Here is a 25,134-nt window from a genome sequence, read left to right as displayed (position 1 = left end):
CAACGGTTCTTCAGGGCACTTTATTTCTGATTTCCCGAAAAACATGCAATCGGTGCGCTAGCTTAGCCAAATCGCCTGTCCGGGGGGCGGACATGCGATGGCGCGGCGGCCTTCGGCCTTGAATCCGCGCCGGGACCAGATGGTCCAACGTCCGCTCACGGCCAGACCCTCCCCCTCACCAATCCATCACCACCTTGCCCGAATTGCCCGAGATCATCGCGGCGAACCCGGCCTCGAAATCGTCGATCCCGATGCGGTGCGTAATCAGCCCGCTCACGTCCAGCCCCGATTGCACCAGTGCGATCATCTTGTACCAGGTCTCGAACATCTCGCGGCCATAGATGCCCTTGATATGCAGCATCTTGAAGATCACCGCGTTCCAGTCCACCGCGAACTCGGTCGGCGCGATCCCCAGCAACGCAACCTTGCCGCCATTGTTCATCCGCGCGATCATCTGTTGCATCGCTGCCGAGGCCCCCGACATCTCCAGCCCCACGTCGAACCCCTCGGTCATGCCGATCCCGTCCATCACCTCGCGCAATTGCTCGGCGGACACGTCGACCACATGCTGCACCCCCATGCGGCGCGCAAGATCAAGGCGGTATGGGTTGATATCGGTGATCACCACCTTGCGCGCGCCCACCTTCTGCGCCACCAGCGCGCCCATGATCCCGATCGGCCCCGCGCCCGTCACCAGCACGTCCTCGCCCACCAAGTCAAAGCTCAGCGCGGTATGCACCGCGTTGCCGAACGGATCGAAGATCGCCGCGATCTCGTCGGGGATGTCCGCAGGAATAGGCACCACGTTCATCTCGGGGATACAGACATACTCGGCGAACGACCCGGGCCGGTTCACGCCTACTCCTCGCGTGTTGCGGCACAAATGCCCCCGCCCCGCGCGACAGTTGCGGCACGCCCCGCAGACGATATGCCCCTCGCCCGAGACCCGCTGCCCGATCCGGTATTTCACCGCCGCCGCGCCGCAATCCACGATCTCGCCGACGAATTCGTGCCCCACCACCATCGGCACCGGCACCGTCTTGGCGCTGAACTCGTCCCATTTCCAGATATGCACATCGGTGCCGCAAATCGCGGATTTCTTCACCTTGATCAGCACATCCGCCGGCCCCGGCTCGGGCACCGGCACATATTCCATCCACAGCCCCGGCTCGGACTTCGACTTCACCAGCGCCTTCATTTCATTCTGCATTGCCCTGCCCCCACAAATCGGTGCTCAGATATTTCAACCCGCTGTCGCAAACCACGAACGCGACGCAGCCGCCCCGCTCCGGCCCCTGCAACAGCCGGATCGCCGCCGCCAGGTTGGCCCCGGCGGAATAGCCCCCGAAAATGCCCTCGGTTCGCGCCAGCATCCGCGCATGCTCCGCCGCCTCGGCCCCCGTGACCGTCACATCGCCCGCCAGGTCGGCGCCGTACAGATGCACCAGGTCGGGCATTCCGTACCCGCCCCCCTGGATCGGGTGCTCCGCCCGGTCAGGATGCACCGCGTAGCACCGCACCCCCAGAGGCGCAAAAAACCGCGCCGCGCCGCCCACCGTGCCGCCAGAGCCGACAAAATCGCAAAACGCGGTCACCGCGTGGCCCGACTGCTCCCAGATTTCGGGCGCGGTGCCGGTCGCGTGGGCCTCGGGGTTGCCCGCACGCGCGAACTGATCGGCCCGGAACGCGGCGCGGTCCTTCGTGATCCAGCGCGCCTCTTCCTCGACCAGCGCGAGATCCGCCCCCGACACCTCCCCCGGCCGCGCGCCCTCGGCTTGGCGCACCAGCACCACCTCAGCGCCCAGCGCGCGCATCATCCGCGCGCGTTCCTCGGAATTGCCCTCGCTCATCACCGCGACGAACGGATGCCCCAGCACTGCGCAGACAATCGCAAGCCCCGTGCCCATGTTGCCCGAGGTCAGCTCCACCACGGTCTGCCCGTCGCGCAACTCGCCGCTCGCGCGCGCCGCCTCGATGATCGCCCGCGCGGCGCGGTCCTTCTTGGACAATCCGGGGTTGAGATAATCCAGCTTGGCCAGCAACCGCCCCTCGAGCCCCAGGGCCTCCACGACCCGGTGCAATTCGACCAACGGCGTCCCGCCGATCGCGTCGACGACCGAGGGCAGCGGCATCATCGGATCACCCCCAGGTCCCGGCCCACGGCCCCGAACGCGTCCACCGCCCGGTCCACCATCTCGCGGCTCAGCCCGGCGCTCATCTGCGTGCGGATACGGTCCTGCCCCTTGGGCACCACCGGAAAGGAAAACGCCGCCACGAACACGCCGCGCTCCCCCAGCCGCGCCGCCATCTCCTGCGCCAGCTTCGGGTCGCGCAGCATCACCGGGATGATGGCATGTTCGCCGGGCAAGAGCTCAAACCCCAGCGCCCCCATCCGCTCGCGGAAATACGCCGCGTTCTCCCACAGCCGCGCGCGCCGCTCCGCGCCGTCCTCCAGCATGTCGAAGACCTTGAGCGACGCCCCCGCGATCACCGGCGCCAGCGTGTTGGAAAAGAGGTAGGGCCGCGAGCGTTGCCGCAACCAGTCCACCACCTTGGCCGACGCCGCCGTATAGCCGCCCGAGGCCCCGCCCAGCGCCTTGCCCAGCGTGCCGGTCAGGATATCCACCCGATCCATCACCCCGAAATGCTCATGCGTGCCGCGCCCGGTCTCCCCCACGAAACCCGTGGCGTGGCAATCATCCACCATCACCAGCGCGTCATACCGCGCCGCCAGGTCGCATATCTCATCGAGCGGCGCGTAATACCCGTCCATTGAAAACACGCCATCGGTGGCGATCATCCGGTGGCGCGCCCCCGCCGCCTCGCGCAGGCACCGCTCCAGGTCGGCCATGTCGCGATTGGCATAGCGATACCGCTGCGCCTTGCTCAGCCGCACCCCGTCGATGATGCTCGCATGGTTCAGGCTGTCGGAAATGATCGCGTCCTCCGCGCCCAGCAGCGTCTCGAACAGCCCCGCATTGGCATCGAACGCGGCGGCATAGAGGATCGCGTCCTCGGTCCCCAGAAACCCGGCGATCCGCGCCTCCAGCTCCTTGTGCTCCTCCTGCGTGCCACAGATGAACCGGACGCTCGCCATGCCGAACCCGTAGCGGTCGAGCGCCGCGTGCGCCGCCGCGATCACTTGCCGGTGATCGGCCAGCCCGAGATAGTTGTTGGCGCAGAGGTTAATCACCTCGCGCCCGTCCGCCAGCCGCACCTCCCCCGCCTGCATCGAGGCGATCACCCGCTCGGATTTGTAAAGCCCCTCGCCGCGCAGCCCCTCCAGCCGCGCCGCCAGGTCCGCGTCGAAGCGATCCGTTGCCGCCATGTTCTCCTCCTTCATCTTGCCCCAAATATTCCGGGGGAGTCGCCCGGCACGGGCGACGGGGGCAGCGCCCCCTTCTCAGGCGGCCACCCTCGGCCGCCCCCCCGCCTCTACCACGATCTCCGCCTCCAGAAACACCCGCCGCCCCTCGGCCTCGGCCTCGCGCACCTCCCGCCGCGCGCTCACCTGCACGTCCACGGCCCCCGCGGCCACCGCCGCCGCCCGTGCCTCCGCGCCCAGCGCCGCCTCCAGCGCCGCCATCGCCGCCTCCGCGTCCGCGAAATCCTCCGGCCCGCTTTCCAGGTGCGCGCGGTATCTCCCCTCGGCGGGCGCGGTCACCACGCCCGCGCGCCGGATCACCACCCGTCCCACCACCGCGCCGATGGCATTGGCGACGCCGGCATGCTCCGGCACGATCACCTCGGCATGGAGCCGCTCGCCCACCGCGCCATAATAGCTCGCCGCCGAGGCCCCCAACCCGATCACCGGCACGTTCAATCCGGTCTCGATCCGCACCAGCCCCCGGTGCGGCCCGAGGCCCCGCTGCATCAGCACATGGCTCGCCAGCGCCGCGGGCGGCAGGCCAAAACCCGCCTCCTCCTCGGCGAACCCCACCTCCAGCAACGCCAGCGCCGTCTGATGCGTCAGCCCGTCCACGATCATCTGCGCCAGCGCCTCCGCCCCGGCGGCCAGCCGATCACCGGATCCCACCCGCTTGCGCGCCACCAGCCCCAGCGCCAGCCGCGCCGCCTCCCCGTCCCAGGCCGAAAGCCGGCCCAGCACATGCGCGGCATCCGAGGGCGTCACCCCGCCCAGTTGCACCAGTCCGCGCCGCACCAGCCGGCTCAGCGCGGCATGATCCATCCGGTTGCGCAGCACCGCCCCCAGCGGCCGCACCGCCCCCTCAATCCGCGCCAGCAGGCCCGCCTCGCGCTCCGACAGCCCCCCGGCCTCGACGCCGGGCACGGCGCGCACGAACCGCGCATCCATCTCGCCCGGCGCCGCCGCGCGGCCCTGCGCCTCCAGCGCGGCATGCACCGCCTCCGGCGCCTCTACCGCCATCAGGCTCACCGGTACCACCCGCCGGGGTCCGAGGCTCACACCCCCGCCCAGCCCCTCGGCCACGTGCACCTCGCTGTCGCCGCCCAGTCCAAAGGTGCGCATCGCCACCGCCTCGACCATGGTGCGCCACGGGCCCACCCGCGCGCCCTCCGGGTCGATGGCGGGCCGCCCGCCGCGCAGCACCGCCACGTCCGTCGTCGTCCCGCCGATATCCGACACCAGCGCATGATCCGCCCCGGTCAGCCACCGCGCCCCGATGAGGCTCGCCGCCGGACCGCTCAGGATCGTCTCGATGGGCCGCTCCCGCGCCTGTGCTGCGCTGATCAGCGCGCCATCGCCGCGCACCACCATCAAGGGCGCGGTGATCCCCTGCCCCCGCAGCACCCCCTCCGCCCGCTCGATCAGCCGCGCGATCATGCCGATCAGCCGCGCATTGAGCAGCGCGGTCAGCGCCCGCTTCGGCCCGTTCAGCTTGGCCGACAGGTGATGCGACAGGCTCACCGGCTTGCCGGTCACCTCGCGGATCACCTCCGCCGCGCGCAACTCGTGCCCCGGGTTGCGCGTCGCGAACAGCCCGGCCACCGCATACGCGCCAGCCCCCTGCCCCGCTTCCAGCCAGCGCCGCAGCGCCCCCTCGTCCAGCGGCGCCGCCTCGGCCCCGCTCGCCCCGTGGCCGCCCGCGATCACCAGCGCCGGATCGCCCCCCAGCGCCTCGGCCAGCCCATGCGCCGCCAGGTCCACCTCGCGAAACCCGATATAGATCAGCCCCGCACGCCCGCCCTGCCCTTCGACCAGCGCATTGGTCGCCAGCGTGGTCGACAGCGACGCCAGCCCGATCTCGCCCGCCTGCGCGCCGCTTGCGCGCAGCACCTCCGCCACCGCGCGGCCGATCCCGATGGCCAGGTCATGGCGCGTGGTCAGCGCCTTGGCGCTCGCCACCACCTCGCGCTCGTCGCGCAACAGCACGGCATCGGTATAGGTGCCGCCCGTATCCACCCCCAATAGCAATGCCATGCGCCCGCTCTCCCGCCTCGCGTCCTTCCGAAGGGGGTGTAACCGCTCTGCCGGGCTATTCCAGCCCGTTTGCGTCATCACACAGTCGCATCACCGCCCAGCGCGCCGCATCCGCCACCGCCGCGTCCGCATCCTCGCACAATCCCTGCGCCACCTCCCGCAAGCCGGGATCGCCCGAATTACCTATGGCATAGAGCACGTTGCGCACGAACCGGTCCCGCCCGATCCGCTTGATGGGCGAGCCCGAGAACCGTTCCCGAAACCCGGCATCGTCCAGCACCGCCAATTCCGCCAGCTTCGGCGCAACCAGGTCATCGCGCGCGGCGTATTTCACCTCCCGCGCCTCGACGGCAAACTTGTTCCACGGGCACACCGCCAGGCAATCGTCGCAACCATAGATGCGGTTGCCCATCCGCGCGCGCAATTCCTCGTCCACCGGCCCCTTGTGCTCGATCGTCAGGTAGGAAATGCAGCGCCGCGCATCCAGTTGATACGGCGCCGGAAAGGCATCCGTCGGGCACACGTCCAGACACGCCCGGCACGACCCGCAATGATCCACCTCCGCCGGATCGGCCTCCAGGTCCAGCGTGGTAAACACCGACCCGATGAAAAACCAGCTCCCCAGGTCGCGGCTCACCAGGTTGGTGTGCTTGCCCTGCCAGCCCAGCCCCGCCGCCTGTCCCAGCGGCTTTTCCGGCACGGGTGCTGTATCGACGAACACCTTCACCTCGCCGCCACCTTCGGCAATCAGCCACCGCGCCAGCCGCTTCAGCCGCTTCTTGACCGTGTCGTGATAATCGCGCCCCCGCGCATAGACCGAAACGTTGCCGCACTCCCGCTGCTCCAGCCCCGCCAGCGCATCCCCCTCGGGCGTATAGCTCTCGCCCAGAACGATCACGCTGCGCGCCTCGGGCCAGAGCACCTCCGGCGCCCCCCGCCAGTGCGCGCGCTCGGCCAGCCAGCCCATCTGCCCATGATGGCCACGCTCCAGAAATGCTGCCAGCCGCCCCGGCACATGCCCCACATCCCACGGGCGGCACACCCGGCAGGCGTCGAACCCCTCGATCACCGCCTGTGCAACCAGTCTCTCTTTCAGCCCCGCCTTCATCTTGCCCCCCAATATCCCGGGGTGAATTGGCCGCAGGCCAAGAGGGGCAGCGCCCCTCCGGCCGCTCTAGAAATCCAGGTCGGCATAATGCGCCGGCGGCGGAAATCCCGGCACCTGATCCGCGAGAATCCCCCGGAACGCGGGGCGCGACTTGATCTTGGCATACCAGTCCTTGACCGCCTCCGAGCGGTGCCAGTCCACGTCCGAGATATAGTCCAGCGACGACATGTGCGCGGCTGCCGCGAAATCCGCCAGCGTCATCACGTCCCCGGCCAGCCACCGCCGATGATCCAGCAGCCACGCCATGTAATCGAGGTGAAACTTGACCGCCCGCGCCCCGTCCTTGACGTTGCGGCTGTCGGGAAAGCCCAGCTTCATGATCTTCTTGTTGACCCGCTCGTAAAGCAGCTTGGCCGTCACCTCGTGGTGAAACTTGTCGTCAAACCACCCCACCAGCCGCCGCACCTCGTAGCGCGCCTCGGCCCCCTTGGGCATCAGCGGCGGCTCGGGGTGGCGCTCCTCGATATATTCGCAGATCGCGGCACTCTCGGCCAGGGTGCGCCCGTCCATGCGCAGCACCGGCACCTTGCCGGCCGGGTTGCGGCGCAGGAAATCGGCATCCTGCTCCCAGTACCGCTCCTCGACCAGCTCGCACTCGATCCGCTTCTCGGCAAGACACAGCCGCACCTTGCGGCAGAAGGGCGAGAGCGGAACGTGGTAGAGCCGGGCCATGTCGGATGCGTGCCTCTGCTATTGGAAACAGCCCCTTCCATGCCCGCTTCCGGCGCGGGTTTCAATCCTCGAAACAGGCGGCGCGGCCGTCGCGGGCGATGGTCGCCGCCCCGTCCACGATCGCCGCCGCGCGTTGCCGCAGCGCCGCCGACGGACGGCTGGCAGAGCGCCCCTTGGGATCGGGCAGCACCGCGGCGAGCCGCGCCGCCTGCACCGCGCTCAGGTCCGCCGCCGCCACGCCGAAATAATGCCGCGCCGCGGCCTCCACCCCGAACACGCCCTCGTCGAACTCGGCGATGTTGAGATAGACCTCCAGCACCCGCCGCTTGGGCCATGCCGCCTCCATCAGCGGCGTGATCGCGGCCTCCAGCGCCTTGCGCGCCCAGTTGCGCCCGTGCCACAGCCACACGTTCTTGACCACCTGCTGGCTGACGGTCGAGGCCCCGCGCACAGAGCCATCGGCGATGGCGTCGCGAATCGCACCCATGTCGAACCCCCAGTGCAGGCAGAAATTGGCGTCCTCGGCGGCCACCGCCGACCGCGCCATCACCGGCGCGATCCGCGCCATCGGCACCGGCTCGCGCGAAATCGCGCCCAGCCGCCGTTCCTCCTGCCAGGTATAGATCGTCGCCGGCGGATCCACCCAGCGATAGGCCAGCAGGCTCAGCGCGAACGCCGCCACCACCACGAGCGCGGACCACAACAGCCAGCGCCGCAGCCTGCGCCACACCCCCACCGGGGCCGCCCGCCGCCGCCTGCCCTTCGCCGTTTTCTTCCTGCGTCCCGCCATGGCCCAGCTATAGCGCCCCGCCGCGCCCGGCAAAACCGCTTTGGCGCGGGCGGCGGCGCCCGACCGGCAAAAATGCCCGGATCGGCGCGGCGGGGCACGCGCCCCACCGCCTCTTCCTGGTGCAAATCCTCCTCACCCGGGCGGTGCAAGCGCCCCGCGCGCGGGGCCTCGCCTCACTCCGCCGGGATCGCCTCCGGCTCCACGCCCAGCGGATGCGCGATCTTGTCGAGCATCTCCCTCGGGCAAAGCTGCACGAAACGCGGCAATTCGCGGTCCCAGTATTGCAGGATATCCGCCGCCCGTCGCGATCCGGTCTCGGTCAGGTGCCGCTCGATCAGCCCCTTGAGTTCGTCCTGCCAGTGCGGCTCGGTCACCGGGCAGGCGACCAGCGTCTCGCCGTTGACCAACGCGGGCGCGCGATCCTCGGGATCATAGATATAGGCCATGCCGCCGGTCATGCCGGCGCCGAAATTGGCCCCGATCTCGCCGAGGATCACCGCCACGCCGCCGGTCATGTACTCGCAGCCATTGCTGCCGCAGCCCTCGACCACCACGTGCGCGCCCGAGTTGCGCACGGCAAACCGCTCGCCCGCGCGCCCCGCGGCAAACAGGTATCCGGCGGTCGCGCCATAGAGCACCGTGTTGCCGATGATGGTGTTCTCGTGCGCGACCAGCGGGCTCGCCATCGGTGGGCGCACCACGATGGTGCCGCCCGACAGGCCCTTGCCCACGTAATCGTTGGCGTCGCCGCTGACCTCGATCTTCAGCCCCGGCGCGGCAAACGCGCCCAGGCTCTGCCCCGCGCTGCCCGACAGCTTCACGGTCAGGTGGTCGGGTTGCAGGCTGTTGCGCATCCCGAAGCGGCGCACGATGTGGGATGAGACCCGCGTGCCCACCGTCCGGTGCGTGTTCTGCACCGTGTAGTGAAGCTGCATCTTCTCGCCATCCTCCAGGAACCGCGCCGCATCGCGCACGATCTCGGCATCCAGCGTGTCGGGCACCTCGTTGCGCGCGCGCGTGCGGTCATAGCGGACGTCCTTGGCCCCATCCACGGTGATAAGCATCGGGTTGAGGTCTAGGTCGTCCAGATGCGCCGAGCCGCGGCTCACCTGCGTCAGCAGGTCCGCCCGCCCGATCACCTCGTCAAGCGACCGCGCGCCGATGCTCGCCAGGATTTCCCGCACCTCCTGCGCGTAAAAGGTGATGAGGTTCACCACCTTGTCCGCCGTGCCGGTGAACTTGGCGCGCAAATCCTCGTCCTGCGTGCAGACACCCACAGGGCAGGTATTCGACTGGCACTGGCGCACCATGATACAGCCCATCGCGATCAGCGCGGCGGTGCCGATGCCGTATTCCTCGGCCCCCATCATCGCCGCCATCACGATGTCGCGCCCGGTGCGCAGGCCACCATCGGTCCTGAGCGTCACCCGCCCCCGCAGGTTGTTCATGCTCAGCACCTGGTGCGCCTCGGTCAGGCCCATCTCCCACGGCAGCCCGGCATACTTGATCGAGGTGGCAGGGCTCGCACCCGTGCCGCCATTGTGTCCCGAAATCAGGATCACGTCGGCCTTGGCCTTGGCCACACCGGCAGCAATCGTGCCCACGCCCGACTGCGCCACCAGCTTCACGGTGACCTTCACATTCGGATTGATCTGCTTCAGGTCATAGATGAGCTGCGCCAGGTCCTCGATGGAATAGATATCGTGATGCGGCGGCGGCGAGATCAGCGTCACCCCCGGCGTCGAATGCCGCAGCCTCGCGATCAGCTTGGTCACCTTCATCCCAGGTAGCTGCCCGCCCTCGCCGGGCTTGGCTCCCTGCGCGATCTTGATCTCCAGCTCCTCGCAATGGTTGAGGTATTCCGCCGTCACGCCGAACCGCCCGCTCGCCACCTGCTTGATCTTGGCGGAGGGGTTGTCGCCATTGGCATCCGGCGTGAAATGCGCCGGGTCCTCGCCGCCCTCGCCACTGTCGCTGCGCGCGCCGATCCGGTTCATCGCGATGTTGAGCGTCTTGTGCGCCTCGGGGCTCAGCGCCCCCAACGACATCCCCGGCGTGACAAACCGCTTGCGGATCGCGGTGACGCTCTCGACCTCCTCGATCGGCACCGCCTCGCCAATCGGCTTGATCGCCATCAGGTCGCGCAGATGGATCGGCGGATTCGCCTGAAGCGTGGCCGAATACCGCTTCCACAGCTCATAGCTCGCCTTGTTGCAGGCCATCTGCATCATGTGCATGGTCTGCGCGCCCCAGGCATGGGTCTCGCCCGACTTGCGCGCCTTGTAGAACCCGCCGATCGGCAGGATATCCTGCCCGCCTCCGAAGGCGCGGCCATGCACCTCCTCCAGCTTGGCCTGGATACCGCTCACGCCGATGCCGCTGATCCGGCTCACCAGCCCCGGGAAATACTCGGCGCACATCGCGCGCCCCAACCCCACGGCCTCGAAATTCAGCCCGCCGCGGTACGACGAGATCACCGAAATCCCCATCTTCGACATGATCTTGAGAATGCCCAGGTCAATCGCCGCGCGATAGCGCGCCACCGCCTCGGTCAGGCTGCCCTCGATCAGGCCCCGGCGGTTGCGATCAGCGATGGTGTCCTCGGCAAGATAGGGGTTCACCGTGGTCGCCCCCGCGCCGATCAGCACGGCGAAATAATGCGGGTCGATGCACTCCGCCGACCGCACGTTGAGGCTGCAAAACGTCCTCAGGCCCTTGCGCGTCAGGTGGGAATGCACCGCGGATGTCGCGAGGATCATCGGCATCCCGATGCGCGCCTCGCCCAGCCCGTGATCGCTCAGCACGATATGCCCGATCCCCGACCGCACGGCATCCTCGGCCTCGGCGCGGATACGCTCCAGCCCGGCCTGCAACGCCCCCGTGCCGGGCGCAAAGGTGCAGTCGATCTCGGCCACGTCCGCATCGAACGCGCGGATCATCTCCTGCCACTGAGCATTGGCCACGAACGGGCTTTCCAGCACGATGATCTCGGTCTGCGCGCTCGACTCGTCCAGCACGTTCTTGAGATTGCCGAACCGCGTCTTGAGGCTCATCACCCTGAATTCGCGCAGGGAATCAATCGCCGGGTTGGTCACCTGGCTGAAATTCTGCCGAAAGTAATGGCTCAGCGGGCGGTATTGCCGCGAGAGCACAGCGGCGGGCGTGTCATCGCCCATCGAGGCAATCGCCTCCTTGCCGTCCTCGGCCATCGGCGCGAGGATCGATTCGATCTCCTCGATGCTGTAGCCCGCCGCAATCTGCCGACGCCGCAGGTCGCCCCCCTCAAAGAGCGGCGCCTCGGTCACGCGGGCAAGCACCCCGTCAAGCTCGTTGATCTTGCCCACCCACTCGCCGAACGGCTGTGCTTCGGCCAGCCGGTTCTTCATCTCGGCATCGTGGAACAGGCGGCCCTCGGTCATGTCCACCGCGATCATCTGCCCGGGGCCAAGCGCGCCCTTTTCCCGCACGCTCGATTCGTCCACCGGCACCATGCCCGCCTCGCTCCCGGCGATCAGCAGCCCGTCACCGGTCACGACATAGCGCATCGGCCGCAGCCCGTTGCGGTCGAGCCCGGCACAGACCCAGCGACCGTCGGTCATGGCAAGCGCGGCAGGGCCGTCCCACGGCTCCATCACGCTGTTGCAGTAGGAATACATGTCGCGCCACGCCGCGGGCAGGTCCTCGGCCTGCTTGGACCAGGATTCCGGCACCAGCATGGTCTTGGCCATCGGCGCCTTGCGGCCCGCGCGCACCAGCACCTCGAACACGGCATCCAGCGCGGCGCTATCCGACGACCCCTGCGCCACGATCGGCTTGATATCCTCGGCCATCTCGCCAAAGGCCGACGACGCCATGCGGATCTCGTGGCTCTTCATCCAGTTGAGATTGCCCTTCAGCGTGTTGATCTCGCCGTTATGCGCCAGCATCCGGAACGGCTGCGCCAGCCACCATTGCGGGAACGTGTTGGTCGAATAGCGCTGGTGATAGATCGCGAAGGCGCTCCTGAACCGCTCGTCCATCAGGTCGGGGTAGAACACCGCCACCTGCTCGGCCAGCATCATGCCCTTGTAGATGATGCTGCGGCACGACAGGCTCGCAATATAGAGCGCGCCGACGCCCGCCGCCTGCGCCGCCTTCTCGATCCGGCGGCGAATGACGTACAGCTCACGCTCAAAGCTCTCCTCGTCCAGCCCCTTGGCGTCCGAGATCAGGATCTGCTCGATCTCGGGCCGCGTCGCGTTGGCCTTCTCACCCAGGCAGGAGACATCGACCGGCACATGCCGCCAGCCATAGATCGTGTGCCCCATCCGCAGCACCTCGGTCTCCACGATGGTCCGGCAGCGCTCCTGCGCGCCGAAATCCGTGCGCGGCAGGAACACCTGCCCCACCGCTACCAGCCGGTTCTCGTTCGGCTCGTGCCCGGTGCGCCGGATCTGGTCATAAAAGAACGGCACCGGGATCTGCACATGGATACCCGCGCCGTCGCCGGTCTTGCCGTCGGCATCCACCGCGCCGCGGTGCCAGATCGCCTTCAGCGCGTCGATCCCCGCCTGCACCACCTTGCGCGAGGGCTTGCCGTCGATGCTGACGACAAGGCCCACGCCGCAGGACGAATGCTCCTCCTCATGGGCATACATGCCATGCTCGGCCAGCCAGTCGCGCTTGGCCGTCTCAACGGCCGCCCAGTTGCTATCGAAATCCGACATCGCGATCACTCCTCATCCTGCGCCGGGGCGCATCCGTTTCATTCCATTCTAGAACCCAACGGGCACCGACCGTTCCGACGCCTCGTACTCGGCCCGCGTCACACGCTTGTGCCCGCCCGCCAGCACGACGCTGGCAAACGCCTGGTCCACGTATATCTCGTGCGACAGGCGCAGCTCCCGCGCGCCGTCGAACAGCCCCGGCATCAATTCGTATGGCCCATCATCATCCTTGATCCAGAGTTGTGTTCCGCACTCCGCACACCATGCGCGCTCGGCGAACGAAGATGAGCGGTAGCGCCCCATCGGCCCCGTCACCCCGACCGCGTCAACCGGTGCCTCCAGCACCCACATCGCCGCGCCGCTCCAGCGGCGGCACATGGAACAGTGACAGGCGCTGACGGCCGCAGCATGGGACCGAACCGTGACCTTTACGGCCCCACAGAGGCAACGCCCCGTCAATTCGTCCGACTCTGGTTTCCTGGCTTCAGCCATTTGGGTCACCTGTCCTGTCCTTTTTGAGGCCCGGCTCGTATCCTTGCTAATCCCTTGCGGCACCGTCACGCACCCGCCCCGAACCTTGCGGTTCGCGGCTTGAAGCTACAGGTTCATTCCGCCGCAATGGCCTGCGCGGGGCGCAGATCGTCGAGGATCGCGGTCGCCGCGTCGCGCCCGTCGCGGATCGCCCAGACCACGAGGCTCGCGCCGCGCACGATGTCGCCCACCGCGTAAACGCCGTCCAGAGCGGTGCGCCCGGTGGTGAACTCGGCCTTGACCGTGCCCCAGCGCGTGACCTCCAATTCCTTTTGATTCCAGAGGGTTGGCAGGTTTTCAGGTTCGAACCCCAGCGCCTTGATGACCAGGTCGGCGGGCGCATCCTCGACCGCGCCCTCGATCGGCTCGGGGCTTTGGCGGCCCGTCGCGTCCGGCGCGCCAAGGCGCATCTTCTGCACCCGCACCGCGTTCACCGGGTCGCCCGCGAAGCCCACCGGAGCGCTAAGCCATTCAAAAACAACGCCTTCTTCCTCGGCATTGGCCACTTCACGTTGACTTCCGGGCATGTTGTCACGGTCGCGGCGGTAGAGGCAGATAACTGATTTTGCGCCCTGCCGCACGGCGGTGCGCACACAATCCATTGCGGTATCGCCGCCGCCAACCACGACCACTTGTTTCCCCTCGGCATTCAGCTCGCCGCTGTCGAACTCCGGCACGCTGTCGCCAAAGCCCACCCGATTGCTCGCCGTCAGGTAGTCGATGGCCCGCACGATGCCCTGCGCCCCTGCGCCCGGACCGTCCAGATCGCGGCTCTTGTAGACCCCGGTGGCGATCAGTACAGCGTTGTGTTTATTACGAATTTCGTCAAAGCTGATGTCGGTTCCGACTTCGCAATTCAGGACGAATTCCGCACCGCCCTCCTCCAGTTGCGCAACCCGGCGCATCACCACTTCCTTCTCCAGCTTGAAGCCGGGGATGCCATAGGTCATCAGCCCACCCGCACGATCATAGCGGTCATAGATCGTGACCTGCACGCCCGCCCGCCGCAGCACGTCGGCCGCCGCGAGACCACCGGGCCCGGAGCCGATTATCCCAACAGATTCAACACGTTCCGAGGTTGGCGAGATGGGCTCGACCCAGCCTTTCTCCCACGCCGTGTCGGTGATGTATTTCTCCACCGCGCCGATGGTGACGGTGCCGTGGCCCGCCTGCTCGATCACGCAATTGCCTTCGCACAGCCGGTCCTGCGGGCAGATGCGCCCGCAAATCTCCGGGAAGGTGTTGGTCAACTGGCTGAGTTCATACGCTTCTTTCAACCGCCCCTCGGCGGTGAGGCGCAGCCAGTCGGGGATGTTGTTGTGCAGCGGGCAATGCGTCTGGCAATAGGGCACGCCGCACTGACTGCACCGCCCGGCCTGCTCCTTCGCCTTCGCATCGGCGAATTCGGCATAGATCTCATGGAAATCCTGCCTGCGCGCCTCTGCCGTCCGCTTCTCAGGCATATCCCGCCCGATCGACACGAATTTCAGCATGGGTTGCTTCGCCACGTCTTCACCTCCCGGAATTCTGAGAGCGCCCTTTTATACCATATGCCAAAGCATGAAAAGGCAGTATTGCTGACATATATTGAGAAATATATCGCCACCGATCGATTCTGGAGGGAATTCTTAACACTTTTAGGTCCGATTCGGATATATTATTCGGGTTGTCATTGAAACTCAGGCGCTTATACGGGCCGCAGGCTGGCCCGGGATCCGTTCGATGACGCTGTTTTCGCTCTTTCTGCTCGCGATCATCCAGGGCGTCACCGAGTTCCTACCCATTTCGTCCTCGGCGCATCTCGCGCTTCTGCACCAGGTCAACGGCAGCGGCGAAGAGGATGTCGCTCTCGACGTGGCGGTGCATCTGGGCTCGATTCTCGCCGTGATCGTCTATTTCCACGCCGAATCCTCCGCCGCCGGGCGTGGTCTCGCCGACCTCCTGCGCGGCAGACGTCAAAGCACTGACGCACGACTGGCCCGCAACCTTCTGCTCGGCACGGTACCGCTGGTGATCACGGGGGCTGTTATCGTGATCATGGGCTGGGAAGACGCACTGCGCGACACCCGCGTGATCGGCTGGACGATGATCGTCTTCGGCATCCTCCTGTGGTGGATCGACCGGGTCGCCCCGCAAACCCTGCACGCACCTGACTGGACCCTTCGCCGTGCGCTTATCATGGGGCTGTGGCAAGCGCTGGCGCTCATCCCCGGCGTGTCTCGCTCTGGCATCACCATCACCGGCGCGCGCGCCATCGGACTCGAGCGCCGCGACGCCACGCGGCTGTCGATGCTCATGTCGATCCCGGCGACACTCGCCACCGGAGCAGTGCTGGCCATCGACCTCGCGCAGGCCGATGCCGGGCTTGACCTGCTCGGTCGCGCAGCGTTCGCCGCGCTGTTCGCTTTCGCCGCGGCGTGGTGCGCGCTGTGCGTGATGATGCGCTTTCTCGACCGGGTGAGCTTCACGCCATACGTGATCTACCGGGTCGCACTCGGCGTGGTGCTGCTAGCCCTCACTTATGGTTGAGGAGCGTTACGCCTTGAAATTGCTGGCGGATTCGTGGATTGCCTCGTATTGGCCCGCAGGCCGGAACCGCCACAGGTAATCGGGCAGAACCGCCTCGGGTGCCACCGGCTCGATCCCTAAATCGGCGAAGGTCCGCGCGCCCACGCTCACTACGTTGTCCACCCGCAGGCTGCGCACCTGGTCGCGCGTGATCTGCGGCGGCACGAGGCCGAACGTGATCGTTTCCACGAATTCCATCACCGCCGCCATAACTGACGCGATCCCGAACGGGATTCCGACGATCAGACGACGCCGGCGTATAACCCCGAGCATCATCTTCATCAGCTCGCGGAACGTGGCCACCTCGGGCCCGCCCAGCTCGTAAATGCCCGGCTCCACCGCGCCCATGGCCGCCTTTGCCGCCGCGTGCGCCACATCGTCCACATAGACAGGCTGAAACCGCGTGTCGCTTCCGACGACCGGGATCACCGGCGACAACCGCGCCATCCCCGCAAACCGGTTAAAGAACTGGTCCTCCGCCCCGAAGATGACCGAGGGCCGCAGAATCACCGCCTGCGGAAAATGTGCAGCGATACCGGCCTCTCCGGCGGCCTTGGTGCGTGCGTAGATGCTCGCCGAATTGGCGCTCGCGCCGATGGCCGAGAGGTGGACGAGCTGTGCCACGCCCTGCTCGGCGGCGATGCGCGCGATCCGCGTCGCACCCTCGTCCTGTACCGCGTGGAAATTGTTGCGCCCGCCACGGTCGAAGGTGCCCACGCAATTGACCACCGCATCCGCGCCCAGCATCACTGCGCGCACACTGGCATCGTCACGGATGTTGCAGAACACCGGCTCCACCTGCCCGGGCACGCCGTAGGGCTTGACATGCATCGCCTCGTTGGGACGGCGCACGGCAACCCGCACCCGCCAGCCCGCAGACGCCATGCGCCGCGCAATATAGCGTCCTACGAAACCTGATCCGCCATAGATGGTGACGAGCTTGGACATAGGGGCCTCCGGGCTGCGCATGATCCCCTCTTTCCTAACGTCGCCGCGCCCGCCCGACAAGACGATAACGCCTGCGGGCCAAATCGCGCGAAATCGCCGTTGACACCCGGTCGGGCTGCGTCTAAATGCCGGCGGCACGACACCTGCCCAGGTGGCGGAATTGGTAGACGCGCTGGCTTCAGGTGCCAGTGGCCGCAAGGCCGTGGAGGTTCGAGTCCTCTCCTGGGCACCATTTTAATGACTTAAGTTATTGATTTGTAATGAGAATACACAGCTTCTAACTTTACGTATCCCCCTAAATATCTACCCTGTGCAGCGTGGTCGGATCGTTTGCGGCCTTGGCTGCAGCGATTTTACGGGGTAGCTATGATTTGCCCATGAAATCCACCTCGCTACTAGCGGTTCCTGCCCTTCTCGGATGACCGAGTGATCAATGAGTTCTTGAACGCCCTCGCGGGCGAGATGCCCCGGTGCGATGCCGAGCGGCTTGGCGCGGAGCGAGACGTGATCGTTGTCATACGCTTCAACGACTGGGGTGAGGGGTATCCGTCGCTATCTGCGCTCTACATCCTGCGAGCCAAAGCTTCGGCTTGCTTTATGACCAGCTTTACCGCTTCGGCCTGAAGGTCTGGCGGATATCCATATCGCCGTAAGATACGTTTCACGACAACGCGCATCCTCGCCCGCACATCATCTCGCTGCCACCAATCCACGCCGGAATTTTCTCGAACGGACCTCACGAGCTCGGCCGCGATCACCTTGAGCTGGTCGTTGTCCATGACTTCAACGGCACTCTCATTCTGCGCTAAAGCGTCGTAGAAGCTCCTCTCTGCCTCAGACATGTCGTCCTCAGGCTCGGCGCTTAGGTCTTTGGCCATGCCGATGAGTTCCTGGATGACCTGGAGGGCGTCAACGCTTCGGTTGTGATATCGTGCGATCGCGTTCGTAAGCCGATCCGAGAATTTCTGGTTCTGCACGACGTTGCCCCTAGTCCGGGCCTTGATCTCTCCATTCAGAAGCTTCTTCAGGGCTTCCACAGCAAGATTCTTATGCTGCATGTTCTGGATCTCGAGGAGAAACTCCTCGGACAGAACGCTGATATCCGGACGGTCAAAGCCACACGCCTCGAGGATGTCGACCACCTCCGTGGATGCAACGGCGCGATTCAGAAGTTGCTCGATCGCGAAATCCGGCGAGGAATTCCGCCCGCCGCTCCCCTTCACGTCGAGCTTCTGAAGAGCCGATCTGACCGCGAGGAAGAACGCAACCTCTTCCGCGTGCGTCTTGGCCTCCGGTGAGCCGGCCGCAAGCTTGAATGCGTGGGCCAGGGCAGCGACGGCATCGAGGAACCGCTTGCCGAAGTCCTTGTGGTCCTCCCGACCGTCGTCGCGCGCCTTTTGAAGAACATGGTCCGCGGCCGCCGGAAGGATATCCAGGCGATCGGCTGCCGTGCCTCCGAGGGACCGAGAGTAGTCGAAGCGATGGAACAATCCGCGCGCGGTCTCAAGCGCACTCAGGAAGGCGGCAACGGCCTCTCGTTCATTAACAGCAGTCTGGGCCTGGTCTCCCTGCGAATAATGCGCAAGGGCCTTTTTCAGGTCAGCGGCGAGACCGATATAGTCGACAACGAGACCGGCGGGTTTGCCGGCGAATACCCGGTTCACCCGTGCGATTGCCTGCATCAGTCCGTGCCCCCTCATGGGCTTGTCCACGTAGAGCGTGTGCATACAGGGCGCATCGAAGCCGGTCAGCCACATGTCACGCACGATCACCAGATTCAGGGGGTCGCTCGTGTCCTTGTATCTTTTTCTGAGGGCTTCCAGCTTCGCCTTGCTGCGAATATGCGGCTGGAAATTCTGAGGATCCGTGGCGTTTCCGGTCATGACGACCTTCACCGCGCCGGTCTCGTCGGTTTCAGAGTGCCAATCGGGACGAGCCGCCACGATGCGCTCGTAAACCTCGACGCAGATCCGGCGGCTCATGCAGACGATCATCGCCTTTCCGTCGATGGCCTCGAGGCGTGCATCGAAATGCTCGAGGATGTCAGCCACCACCGCATCAAGGCGTGGACCTGCCCCGACCAGTTTCTCGATCTGCGACCACTTCTTGGCTGCGGCACCTGCCTCGTCCTCGGGCAGCGTCTCGGTTGCCTCGTCGAATTCCTCATCGAGACTGTCGCGCACCTCCTCGGCGATCTCCACGCGAGCGACGCGGCCTTCGTAATAGATCGGCACGGTCGCACCGTCCTCAACGGCCTGCGCAATATCGTAGACGTCAATGTAATCGCCGAACACCGACCGCGTGTTCGCGCCGACCAATTCCACCGGGGTGCCGGTGAATGCCACGTAGACCGCCCTCGGCAAGGCTGTGCGCATGTGGTGCGCCAGACCATGGCGAACCTCGCCAGTATTGTGGTCCATCCGGGCCTCGAACCCATACTGTGTCCGGTGCGCCTCATCGACCATGACGATGACATTGGAGCGATCGGTAAGCTCGGGGAAATCCTGGCCGCGCTCTGGCCGGAACTTCTGGATCGTCGAGAACACGATACCGCCCACCTGTCGGTTCAGCAGCGTCTTCAGCTCCTCGATGCTGTCCGCCTGGACCGGCGTCTCACCCAGCAGAGCCTTGCACCTACCGAATGTGGCGAACAATTGGTTGTCGAGGTCGTTGCGGTCGGTGAGAACAAGCACCGTCGGGTTCTCCAGGTCCGGCAGGTGCATTGCTCGCCCGGCAAGAAAGGTCATCAGGAGCGATTTCCCGGAGCCCTGAGTATGCCAGATGACGCCGCCCTTACCGTCGTCGCCCCGCGCAACGAGGATCGACTCCATGGCCTTCCGGACCGCATGGAACTGGTGGTAGCCGGCCGCCTTCTTGATTGGTCCCTTGCCCTCGTCCTCGAAGACGGTGAACCAGCGCAGCATGTCGAGTAGAACGGACCGGTTCAGCAAGCCCTCGGTCAGCGTGTTCAGGGCAAGACCTTCGCGCTCCGAAAGGATGGTCTCGCCATCGACGGTTCGCCACCGCATGAAGCGGTCTATACCCGCCGAGAGCGTGCCATATCGTGCGTTCAGCCCATCGGAGATCACCGAGAAGACTGAGGTCCGGAAGAGGTTCGGAATATCCGCCTTGTAAGTCTCGATCTGGTTAAACGCCGCCTCGATACTGGCTCCCTCCGTGCCCTTCAGTTCGACCACCACCAGAGGCAGGCCATTCAGGTAAATCACGACATCCGGTATGCGCGCGTTCTTTCCGACCATGTCGACCTGGTTGAACGCGTGCCAGGCGTTGTCATCGTCATCCCAGTCCACGAGCCGCGCGCGATCATTGCGCTCTTCGCCATCACGGAAGTAAGTAATTGGGACGCCGCCGGTCATCAGGCCGTGCAAGCGACGATTCTCTGCCATGAGGTCACCGGCGAAGGTCTCGTCTGTGACACGGGCCATCACCTCTTGCACCGCGCCGTCTGGCAGCACTGGATTGAGGCGCCGCACGGACTTCTCGAAGACCTTTCGCAGGATTGCCTCGTGGAAGCTCCGACGCTCTGGGTCGCGCTTCTCAGGTGATATCTCGGCGCCTGAGGCGGCGGCATAGCCCAGACCCGCCAGCCTCTCCATCATCCAGTCTTCTAGGTCGGATTCCGAGTTCCAGGCCATCAAGCGCCCCCTCCGGACTTCATGCGTGCAGCAAGCGCCCGCACAGGATCGGAAAATGCCTGATCCATCTTCTCATAGTGTTCGACCAGCCACGTGATCATTGCCGGCCAATTCTCTCTACTAAAGCCTTGAAAGGGTGCTCGAACCGCTATCCAGCTCATTTTCTTATCGTCCATCCGGTGCCACTCGAGATCTGGACCTACCACGTCAGAATACTCGGCCTGGTTTTTCATAAGTTGATCAAAAAACCACTTGTTCTCACCTTCATCAGGGCGCGCAATCGTCAGAGATACGCGCGCTTCATGCCTTAGCAGACTCAACGTCAGCGATATTCCCGAAACGCCCGTAGCCGAGTTGAGCCAGTTTTCCTTGGTTGGATTGACGTTTTGCCATCTTTCGAAACCGGCGGCACGCAATGCTTCCAAAGCCTCGCTCCAAAATGCCAGCCTGATCTCATGACGTGACTTGATCGCCCCCTTGGCCGACTTCTCCTCACTCTCCTTCTCGGCCATCCGGATCATGTAGTCCGCCGCCTCGGGCGGCGGGATCACCTGTTGCAGGTCGACGAAAATCTCCTCGCCGAACCTGTAGGGCACGACCTTGACGCAGCGCGCGTCGATCTGATGTTCGCGCAGCCAGAGCACCGTCGCCGTCACCTCCCGCCGGAAATTCGCGGCGATAAAGACGACGCGCTGGTTGGTGCCGTCGTTCAGCACGACCTCGTCCAGCGTGTCCTCGCCCAGAAATTCGCAGATCAGCCCGGCCGCGTCTCCGCCGCCCTGCCGGTCGAGATACTGCTGGAATATTCCCACGATCTCGGCTTTCTTCAGGCTCGAGCAGTAGGCGGCGTATTTCAAGGCCTGCCAGACGACATCCCGGCCGGAATCGTCCAGCTTGTTCTCGATGATGACAAGCTGCCCGACCCGGTCCAGCGCCAGCAGGTCGAGCCGCTCCCGGGTGCCGTCGAACCCGTCGAACTCCTTCTGGATGATCAGAAGCCCATCCTCACCCTCGCTCATCGCCTCGCAGAGCGCATCCGGCATGGTGGCGAGCCATTCCTGGAGATGCTCCCGCTCCCGGAACCCGACCTCGGAGAAGCTGGTGCGCTCGAGCTTGCGCAGACGGTTGGCGGAACGGTCGATCTGGAACATCTAATCACCTCGGAAATCACTGAAATCAAGAATGGCCACACCTCCCAGATCTTCTTCATCCAGATAGGTCAGCATGAAATCCCGATCTCTTATTCGCTCTATCACCTGGCGTCGCTCCGGGGGCATAGAGGCTTCGACCTCTTGCGGTGAGATACCCAGCGCGGGGTAAACCCCACAGCCTCCAGACGTGGAAATCAGCCGATGCCAAGGACGCATGTGCTTTTTCAGAACGGATAGCTTGTTGCTCTTTGCAGCCTGAACTTTCTTGGCGCAGGCAACAGAGCAACCCCAGAAGCTTCGCCCTCGGTAAGGAGGCTCCCCGCCGGGCGAGAGAAGCGGGGAATTGATACCGCGATCATGATTGAAAAAGACATAGAGAGGTATGCGGTTACCGGCTCTGGCGATCAATTTCCTAACCTGGCCGGAGTTCGGGTCGAGACCGCCGTAGTCAGCCTTCTTGTCCCGGTGGTAGAGACGCTTAGCCTGAACACGCAGGCCAAGCTCGCAGCCGGGCATCCGGACGATCCATTCCCAGTCGGCGCCGTTCTTCGACTCCTCGGTCTTGTTGAACATCGTGATGATCAATCCGTGCTTCGCGTGGTCCCGTGCCATACGCAGAAGCAGCATCTCGGTCAGGGTCTCTTCTTGGAGCGCGAGGCCATGGTCAAAGGCATGCCCTTGCTGGTTCCAAACCCAGGCGGCGAGCTGCCGCAGGTAGTCCCGGAGAGGCACGGATGCCGCCATCACACGACCTCCTCGACCCGCTTCTCAGCCTCGCGGATGCGAAGTTCGCCGGACATGAGGCGGGGGAGCAAGGCATCGCGGAGGGCGGCCAGGGTGTGCGCCTCATGGATGCCTGCCACGATCTTTTCGGTCATGGGCCGGACGATGCTGGAAAACGCTTCCACTACCGGCTCCGGGGGGACCGCGATGTCGAAGCGTGTCATGTCCTTCCAGTTGGAGCGGGGCATCCGGGTTCCGGAGGAGGTCGCGTTGGCGTGCTCGACGAAGTCATCCGACGACACGACACTGAGAACCATTTCTCGCCAGTGGTCCTTCTTCTCGCCGATGACCAGAATGTCGGTCGAACAGATCCCGTCAGTGGGCACTACGCCGACCTTGTGGAAGTATGGGCGAAGTTTGCCGAACAGGATCTGTCCGCGGCGCATCGCGGACTTCGCGCTGCCCACCTGTCCTGCTCCGCCCCAGTCCGACAGAGCAATGGAACGCCGGGGCATGTGTTCGAGCCCGATGTAGGGGGTATCGGCTTCGATATCACCGGGCTGCACCTGCCGCCGGATATTCGATGCTATGTCACCGAGCGTCCCGGCCTCCCACCCCCTCGGCAGGCCGTCGGGGCCGAAGTTGTCGGGGAAGAGGGCGGCGGTCGTGGGGTCCATGTGGGCGGGGGGATGGCCGAGGGCGCGGGCGTGGACGGGGTCGAAATCCACGAACCAGGACCGATAGAGCGCCCGCGCCATCTCCTCCAGCGTCGCGCTCATCCGGCGGTTCAAATCGATCTTGTCGTCGAGAGCTCCGAGTATGGATAGAACGTCATCTTGAGCATCCAAATCCGGAACTGAGACATCCATTTTTGCCAGTCGCGTGATGTAGATATGCTTGATCGTAGTTCCATCGGCATCCCCGATCATCCGATCGAAATACTTCGGAGTTTCAAGGAGATATTTCAAATACCGCGGTCGAATATTAGCGTTTGGCCTCAAGAGAGCCACAGATTGGTTAATGCAAATATCCCCTTGATCTACGACCGCAATCCGGCCCAACGTGCCGTCTTTCGTTACAAGAACGTCGCCGACTTCCGGTCGGCTCTTGTCCGTCAGCTTATCGGTGAATGCCTCTCGTGAGGTGCGCCGGGCCTGCTCATAGAGAATACGCCCTCCATTGATGTCGCGCGCCGTGACCATGAAAGGACCTTCTTCGGCCGTAGGCATTGGGTTCGTGAACCCATAAGTGATGCGCTGTAGGTAGTTCTCCAGAGGCACTTCGGCTGTCATGCCAACTTCTCCAGCGCCGAAGAAATCTGCTGCTCCAGTCGCCGCCCCTCGGCGAACTGCGCACGAAGCTCCGCCGTCAGCCGGTCGAATTTCTCCTCGAAGGGCTCGCCGTCCTCCTCGGCCGCGCCGGCGCCGACATAGCGGCCGGGGGTCAGGACGTAGTTGTGTTTCGCGATCTCCTCCAAGGAGGCCGCCTTGCAGAAGCCAGGCTCATCGGCGTAATCCCCTGCGTCCGGCTCTCCGCGCCAGGCGTGGTAGGCACTGGCGATGCGCGCGATCTCGTCGCGCGACAGTTCCTTCTGCTTGCGGCTCCCTGCCACCAGCGCGCCCATCTTGCGGGCGTCAATGAACAACACCTCGCCGCGCCGGTCGCGCAGGCGGGCCGCCTTGGCCACGCCGTTCGACTTGTCCTTGGCCAGGATCCAGATGCAGGCCGGGATCTGGGTGCCGTAGAAGAGCTGCCCCGGCAGGGCGACCATCGCGTCCACGGCTTCGGCCTCGACCATGGCACGGCGGATGTCGCCCTCTCCGCTCGACATGGACGACATGGAGCCGTTGGCCATGACCACGCCGGCAACGCCGGTGCTGCCCAGCTTGTCGTAGATGTGCTGCATCCAGGCGAAGTTGGCGTTGCCGACCGGGGGCGTGCCGAAGGTCCACCGCCTGTCCTCGGCCAGGATGGCGCCCGACCAGTCCGAGATGTTGAACGGGGGATTGGCCATCGCGAAGTCGAACTTCTCGTCCGGGAAGGCATCGCGCAGCAGCGTGCCCTCGGCGTTCCACTGGATGTTTGCGACGATCCCCCGGATGGCGAGGTTCATCCGGGCGAGACCGTAGGTCGTGTGGTTCCGCTCCTGCCCGTAGACGGCGAGATCGGCGCGGCGGCCGGCGTGGTTTTCGAGAAAGCGTTCGGACTGGACCATGAAGGAGCCGGACCCGCAGCAGGGCTCGTAGAGGCGTCCCTTCATCGGCTCGATCATGTCGACTATCAGCTCGACCACGGGTTTCGGCGTGTGAAAGTCGCCGCCGCGCTTGCCCTCGCTGCTGGCAAATTCCGAGATGAAGTATTCGTAAATCCGGCCGATCAGGTCGAAATCCTTGGGCGTGCCGTCGAACTCGATATTCGAGAAGAGGTCGATCAGACCGGTGACGATGGCCGGATCCAGCGCCTCACGCCCGAAGACCTTGGGCAGCGCGCCCTTGAGCTGCTCGTTGTCGGCCTCGATCGCGCGCATGGCATTGTCGACCCTGACGCCGATGCCCTTGTCCTTGGCATTCGCGGCCAGCGTTCTCCAGCGCGCGGCCTCTGGCACCCAGAAGATGCCGACCTCAAGGTAGAAATCCTCGTCTTCCGGATCTCCTTCAGGATCGGCCACCAGCTCATCGTGCCTTCGCTGGAAGGCGGTTCCGATGTAGCGAAGGAACAGCAGCCCCAGGGCCACGTGCTTGTATTCGCCCGGATCCATGGAGCCGCGCATCTTGTCGGCCGCTGCGAAGAGCGTCTTCTCGATCGCCATCCCTGTCTCCT

At 65.2% G+C, this 25,134-nt stretch carries 17 protein-coding genes and 1 tRNA gene; 2 read left to right on the top strand and 16 right to left on the bottom strand.

The window, feature by feature from the left end; translation table 11 throughout:
- Window positions 1–175: 175 nt before the first annotated feature.
- From tdh to AC13D8_RS06365, 10 genes are all read right to left on the bottom strand, one after another.
- The gene (gene tdh, locus AC13D8_RS06410) at window positions 176–1,198 is read right to left on the bottom strand and encodes an L-threonine 3-dehydrogenase (RefSeq protein ID WP_482968158.1); all 1,023 of its coding nucleotides are present in this window, start codon (window positions 1,196–1,198) and stop codon (window positions 176–178) included.
- Window position 1,199: 1 nt separating this feature from the next.
- Window positions 1,200–2,135: a PLP-dependent cysteine synthase family protein gene (locus AC13D8_RS06405; protein WP_482968155.1), complete on the bottom strand. Its 936-nt coding sequence runs from the start codon at window positions 2,133–2,135 to the stop codon at window positions 1,200–1,202.
- The gene (locus AC13D8_RS06400) at window positions 2,132–3,328 is read right to left on the bottom strand and encodes a glycine C-acetyltransferase (RefSeq protein ID WP_482968154.1); all 1,197 of its coding nucleotides are present in this window, start codon (window positions 3,326–3,328) and stop codon (window positions 2,132–2,134) included. Before AC13D8_RS06400 ends, AC13D8_RS06405 begins: the two co-directional genes overlap by 4 nt.
- A gap of 75 nt (window positions 3,329–3,403) precedes the next feature.
- Window positions 3,404–5,401, bottom strand: a complete 1,998-nt coding sequence (locus tag AC13D8_RS06395) for a hydantoinase/oxoprolinase N-terminal domain-containing protein (protein WP_482968153.1) — start codon at window positions 5,399–5,401, stop codon at window positions 3,404–3,406.
- Window positions 5,402–5,456: 55 nt separating this feature from the next.
- A complete protein-coding gene (gene queG / locus AC13D8_RS06390; RefSeq protein WP_482968152.1) occupies window positions 5,457–6,509 on the bottom strand; it encodes a tRNA epoxyqueuosine(34) reductase QueG in 1,053 nt (350 codons plus the stop codon).
- Window positions 6,510–6,575: 66 nt separating this feature from the next.
- Window positions 6,576–7,241: an FtsZ-binding protein FzlA gene (gene fzlA, locus AC13D8_RS06385; RefSeq protein ID WP_482968151.1), complete on the bottom strand. Its 666-nt coding sequence runs from the start codon at window positions 7,239–7,241 to the stop codon at window positions 6,576–6,578.
- Window positions 7,242–7,302: 61 nt separating this feature from the next.
- On the bottom strand, window positions 7,303–8,031 hold the full coding sequence (gene mtgA / locus AC13D8_RS06380; protein ID WP_482968150.1) for a monofunctional biosynthetic peptidoglycan transglycosylase: 729 nt from the start codon (window positions 8,029–8,031) through the stop codon (window positions 7,303–7,305).
- Window positions 8,032–8,204: 173 nt separating this feature from the next.
- Window positions 8,205–12,737, bottom strand: coding sequence for a glutamate synthase large subunit (gltB, locus tag AC13D8_RS06375; protein ID WP_482968149.1), 4,533 nt, complete (start codon window positions 12,735–12,737; stop codon window positions 8,205–8,207).
- A 48-nt stretch (window positions 12,738–12,785) separates the two neighbouring features.
- Window positions 12,786–13,229 carry a GFA family protein gene (locus AC13D8_RS06370; RefSeq protein WP_482968148.1) on the bottom strand — a complete coding sequence of 148 codons (444 nt, stop codon included), beginning with the start codon at window positions 13,227–13,229 and terminating at the stop codon, window positions 12,786–12,788.
- Window positions 13,230–13,342: 113 nt separating this feature from the next.
- Window positions 13,343–14,776, bottom strand: a complete 1,434-nt coding sequence (locus tag AC13D8_RS06365; RefSeq protein ID WP_482968147.1) for an NAD(P)-dependent oxidoreductase — start codon at window positions 14,774–14,776, stop codon at window positions 13,343–13,345.
- 214 nt (window positions 14,777–14,990) lie between these two features.
- Here AC13D8_RS06365 and AC13D8_RS06360 point away from each other — a divergent pair, with 214 nt between their 5' ends.
- Window positions 14,991–15,797: an undecaprenyl-diphosphate phosphatase gene (locus tag AC13D8_RS06360; protein ID WP_482968146.1), complete on the top strand. Its 807-nt coding sequence runs from the start codon at window positions 14,991–14,993 to the stop codon at window positions 15,795–15,797.
- A 6-nt stretch (window positions 15,798–15,803) separates the two neighbouring features.
- On the opposite strand, the gene AC13D8_RS06355 is transcribed toward AC13D8_RS06360, so the two are convergent.
- On the bottom strand, window positions 15,804–16,784 hold the full coding sequence (locus AC13D8_RS06355) for a complex I NDUFA9 subunit family protein (protein WP_482968145.1): 981 nt from the start codon (window positions 16,782–16,784) through the stop codon (window positions 15,804–15,806).
- Between the two features lie 145 nt (window positions 16,785–16,929).
- Here AC13D8_RS06355 and AC13D8_RS06350 point away from each other — a divergent pair.
- A tRNA-Leu gene (locus tag AC13D8_RS06350) sits at window positions 16,930–17,016 on the top strand.
- 331 nt (window positions 17,017–17,347) lie between these two features.
- On the opposite strand, the gene AC13D8_RS06345 is transcribed toward AC13D8_RS06350, so the two are convergent.
- From AC13D8_RS06345 to AC13D8_RS06325, 5 genes are read right to left on the bottom strand one after another with little or no spacing between them, the layout of a single operon-like run.
- Window positions 17,348–20,440, bottom strand: a complete 3,093-nt coding sequence (locus tag AC13D8_RS06345; protein ID WP_482968144.1) for a type I restriction endonuclease subunit R — start codon at window positions 20,438–20,440, stop codon at window positions 17,348–17,350.
- Window positions 20,440–21,591 carry a DUF4268 domain-containing protein gene (locus AC13D8_RS06340; protein ID WP_482968143.1) on the bottom strand — a complete coding sequence of 384 codons (1,152 nt, stop codon included), beginning with the start codon at window positions 21,589–21,591 and terminating at the stop codon, window positions 20,440–20,442. The genes AC13D8_RS06345 and AC13D8_RS06340 overlap by 1 nt, the downstream gene beginning before the upstream one ends.
- Complete coding sequence (locus AC13D8_RS06335) at window positions 21,592–22,335, bottom strand: DUF6615 family protein (RefSeq protein ID WP_482968142.1); 744 nt, start codon at window positions 22,333–22,335, stop codon at window positions 21,592–21,594.
- On the bottom strand, window positions 22,335–23,606 hold the full coding sequence (locus tag AC13D8_RS06330) for a restriction endonuclease subunit S (protein ID WP_482968141.1): 1,272 nt from the start codon (window positions 23,604–23,606) through the stop codon (window positions 22,335–22,337). Before AC13D8_RS06330 ends, AC13D8_RS06335 begins: the two co-directional genes overlap by 1 nt.
- Window positions 23,603–25,123, bottom strand: coding sequence for a type I restriction-modification system subunit M (locus tag AC13D8_RS06325; RefSeq protein WP_482968140.1), 1,521 nt, complete (start codon window positions 25,121–25,123; stop codon window positions 23,603–23,605). The genes AC13D8_RS06330 and AC13D8_RS06325 overlap by 4 nt, the downstream gene beginning before the upstream one ends.
- Between the last annotated feature and the right edge of the window lie 11 nt (window positions 25,124–25,134).

This window comes from Roseovarius sp. B-10, assembly GCF_056859295.1.
The sequence above is the reverse complement of the archived record's forward strand: the minus strand, read 5'-3'. Positions and strand labels throughout refer to the sequence as shown.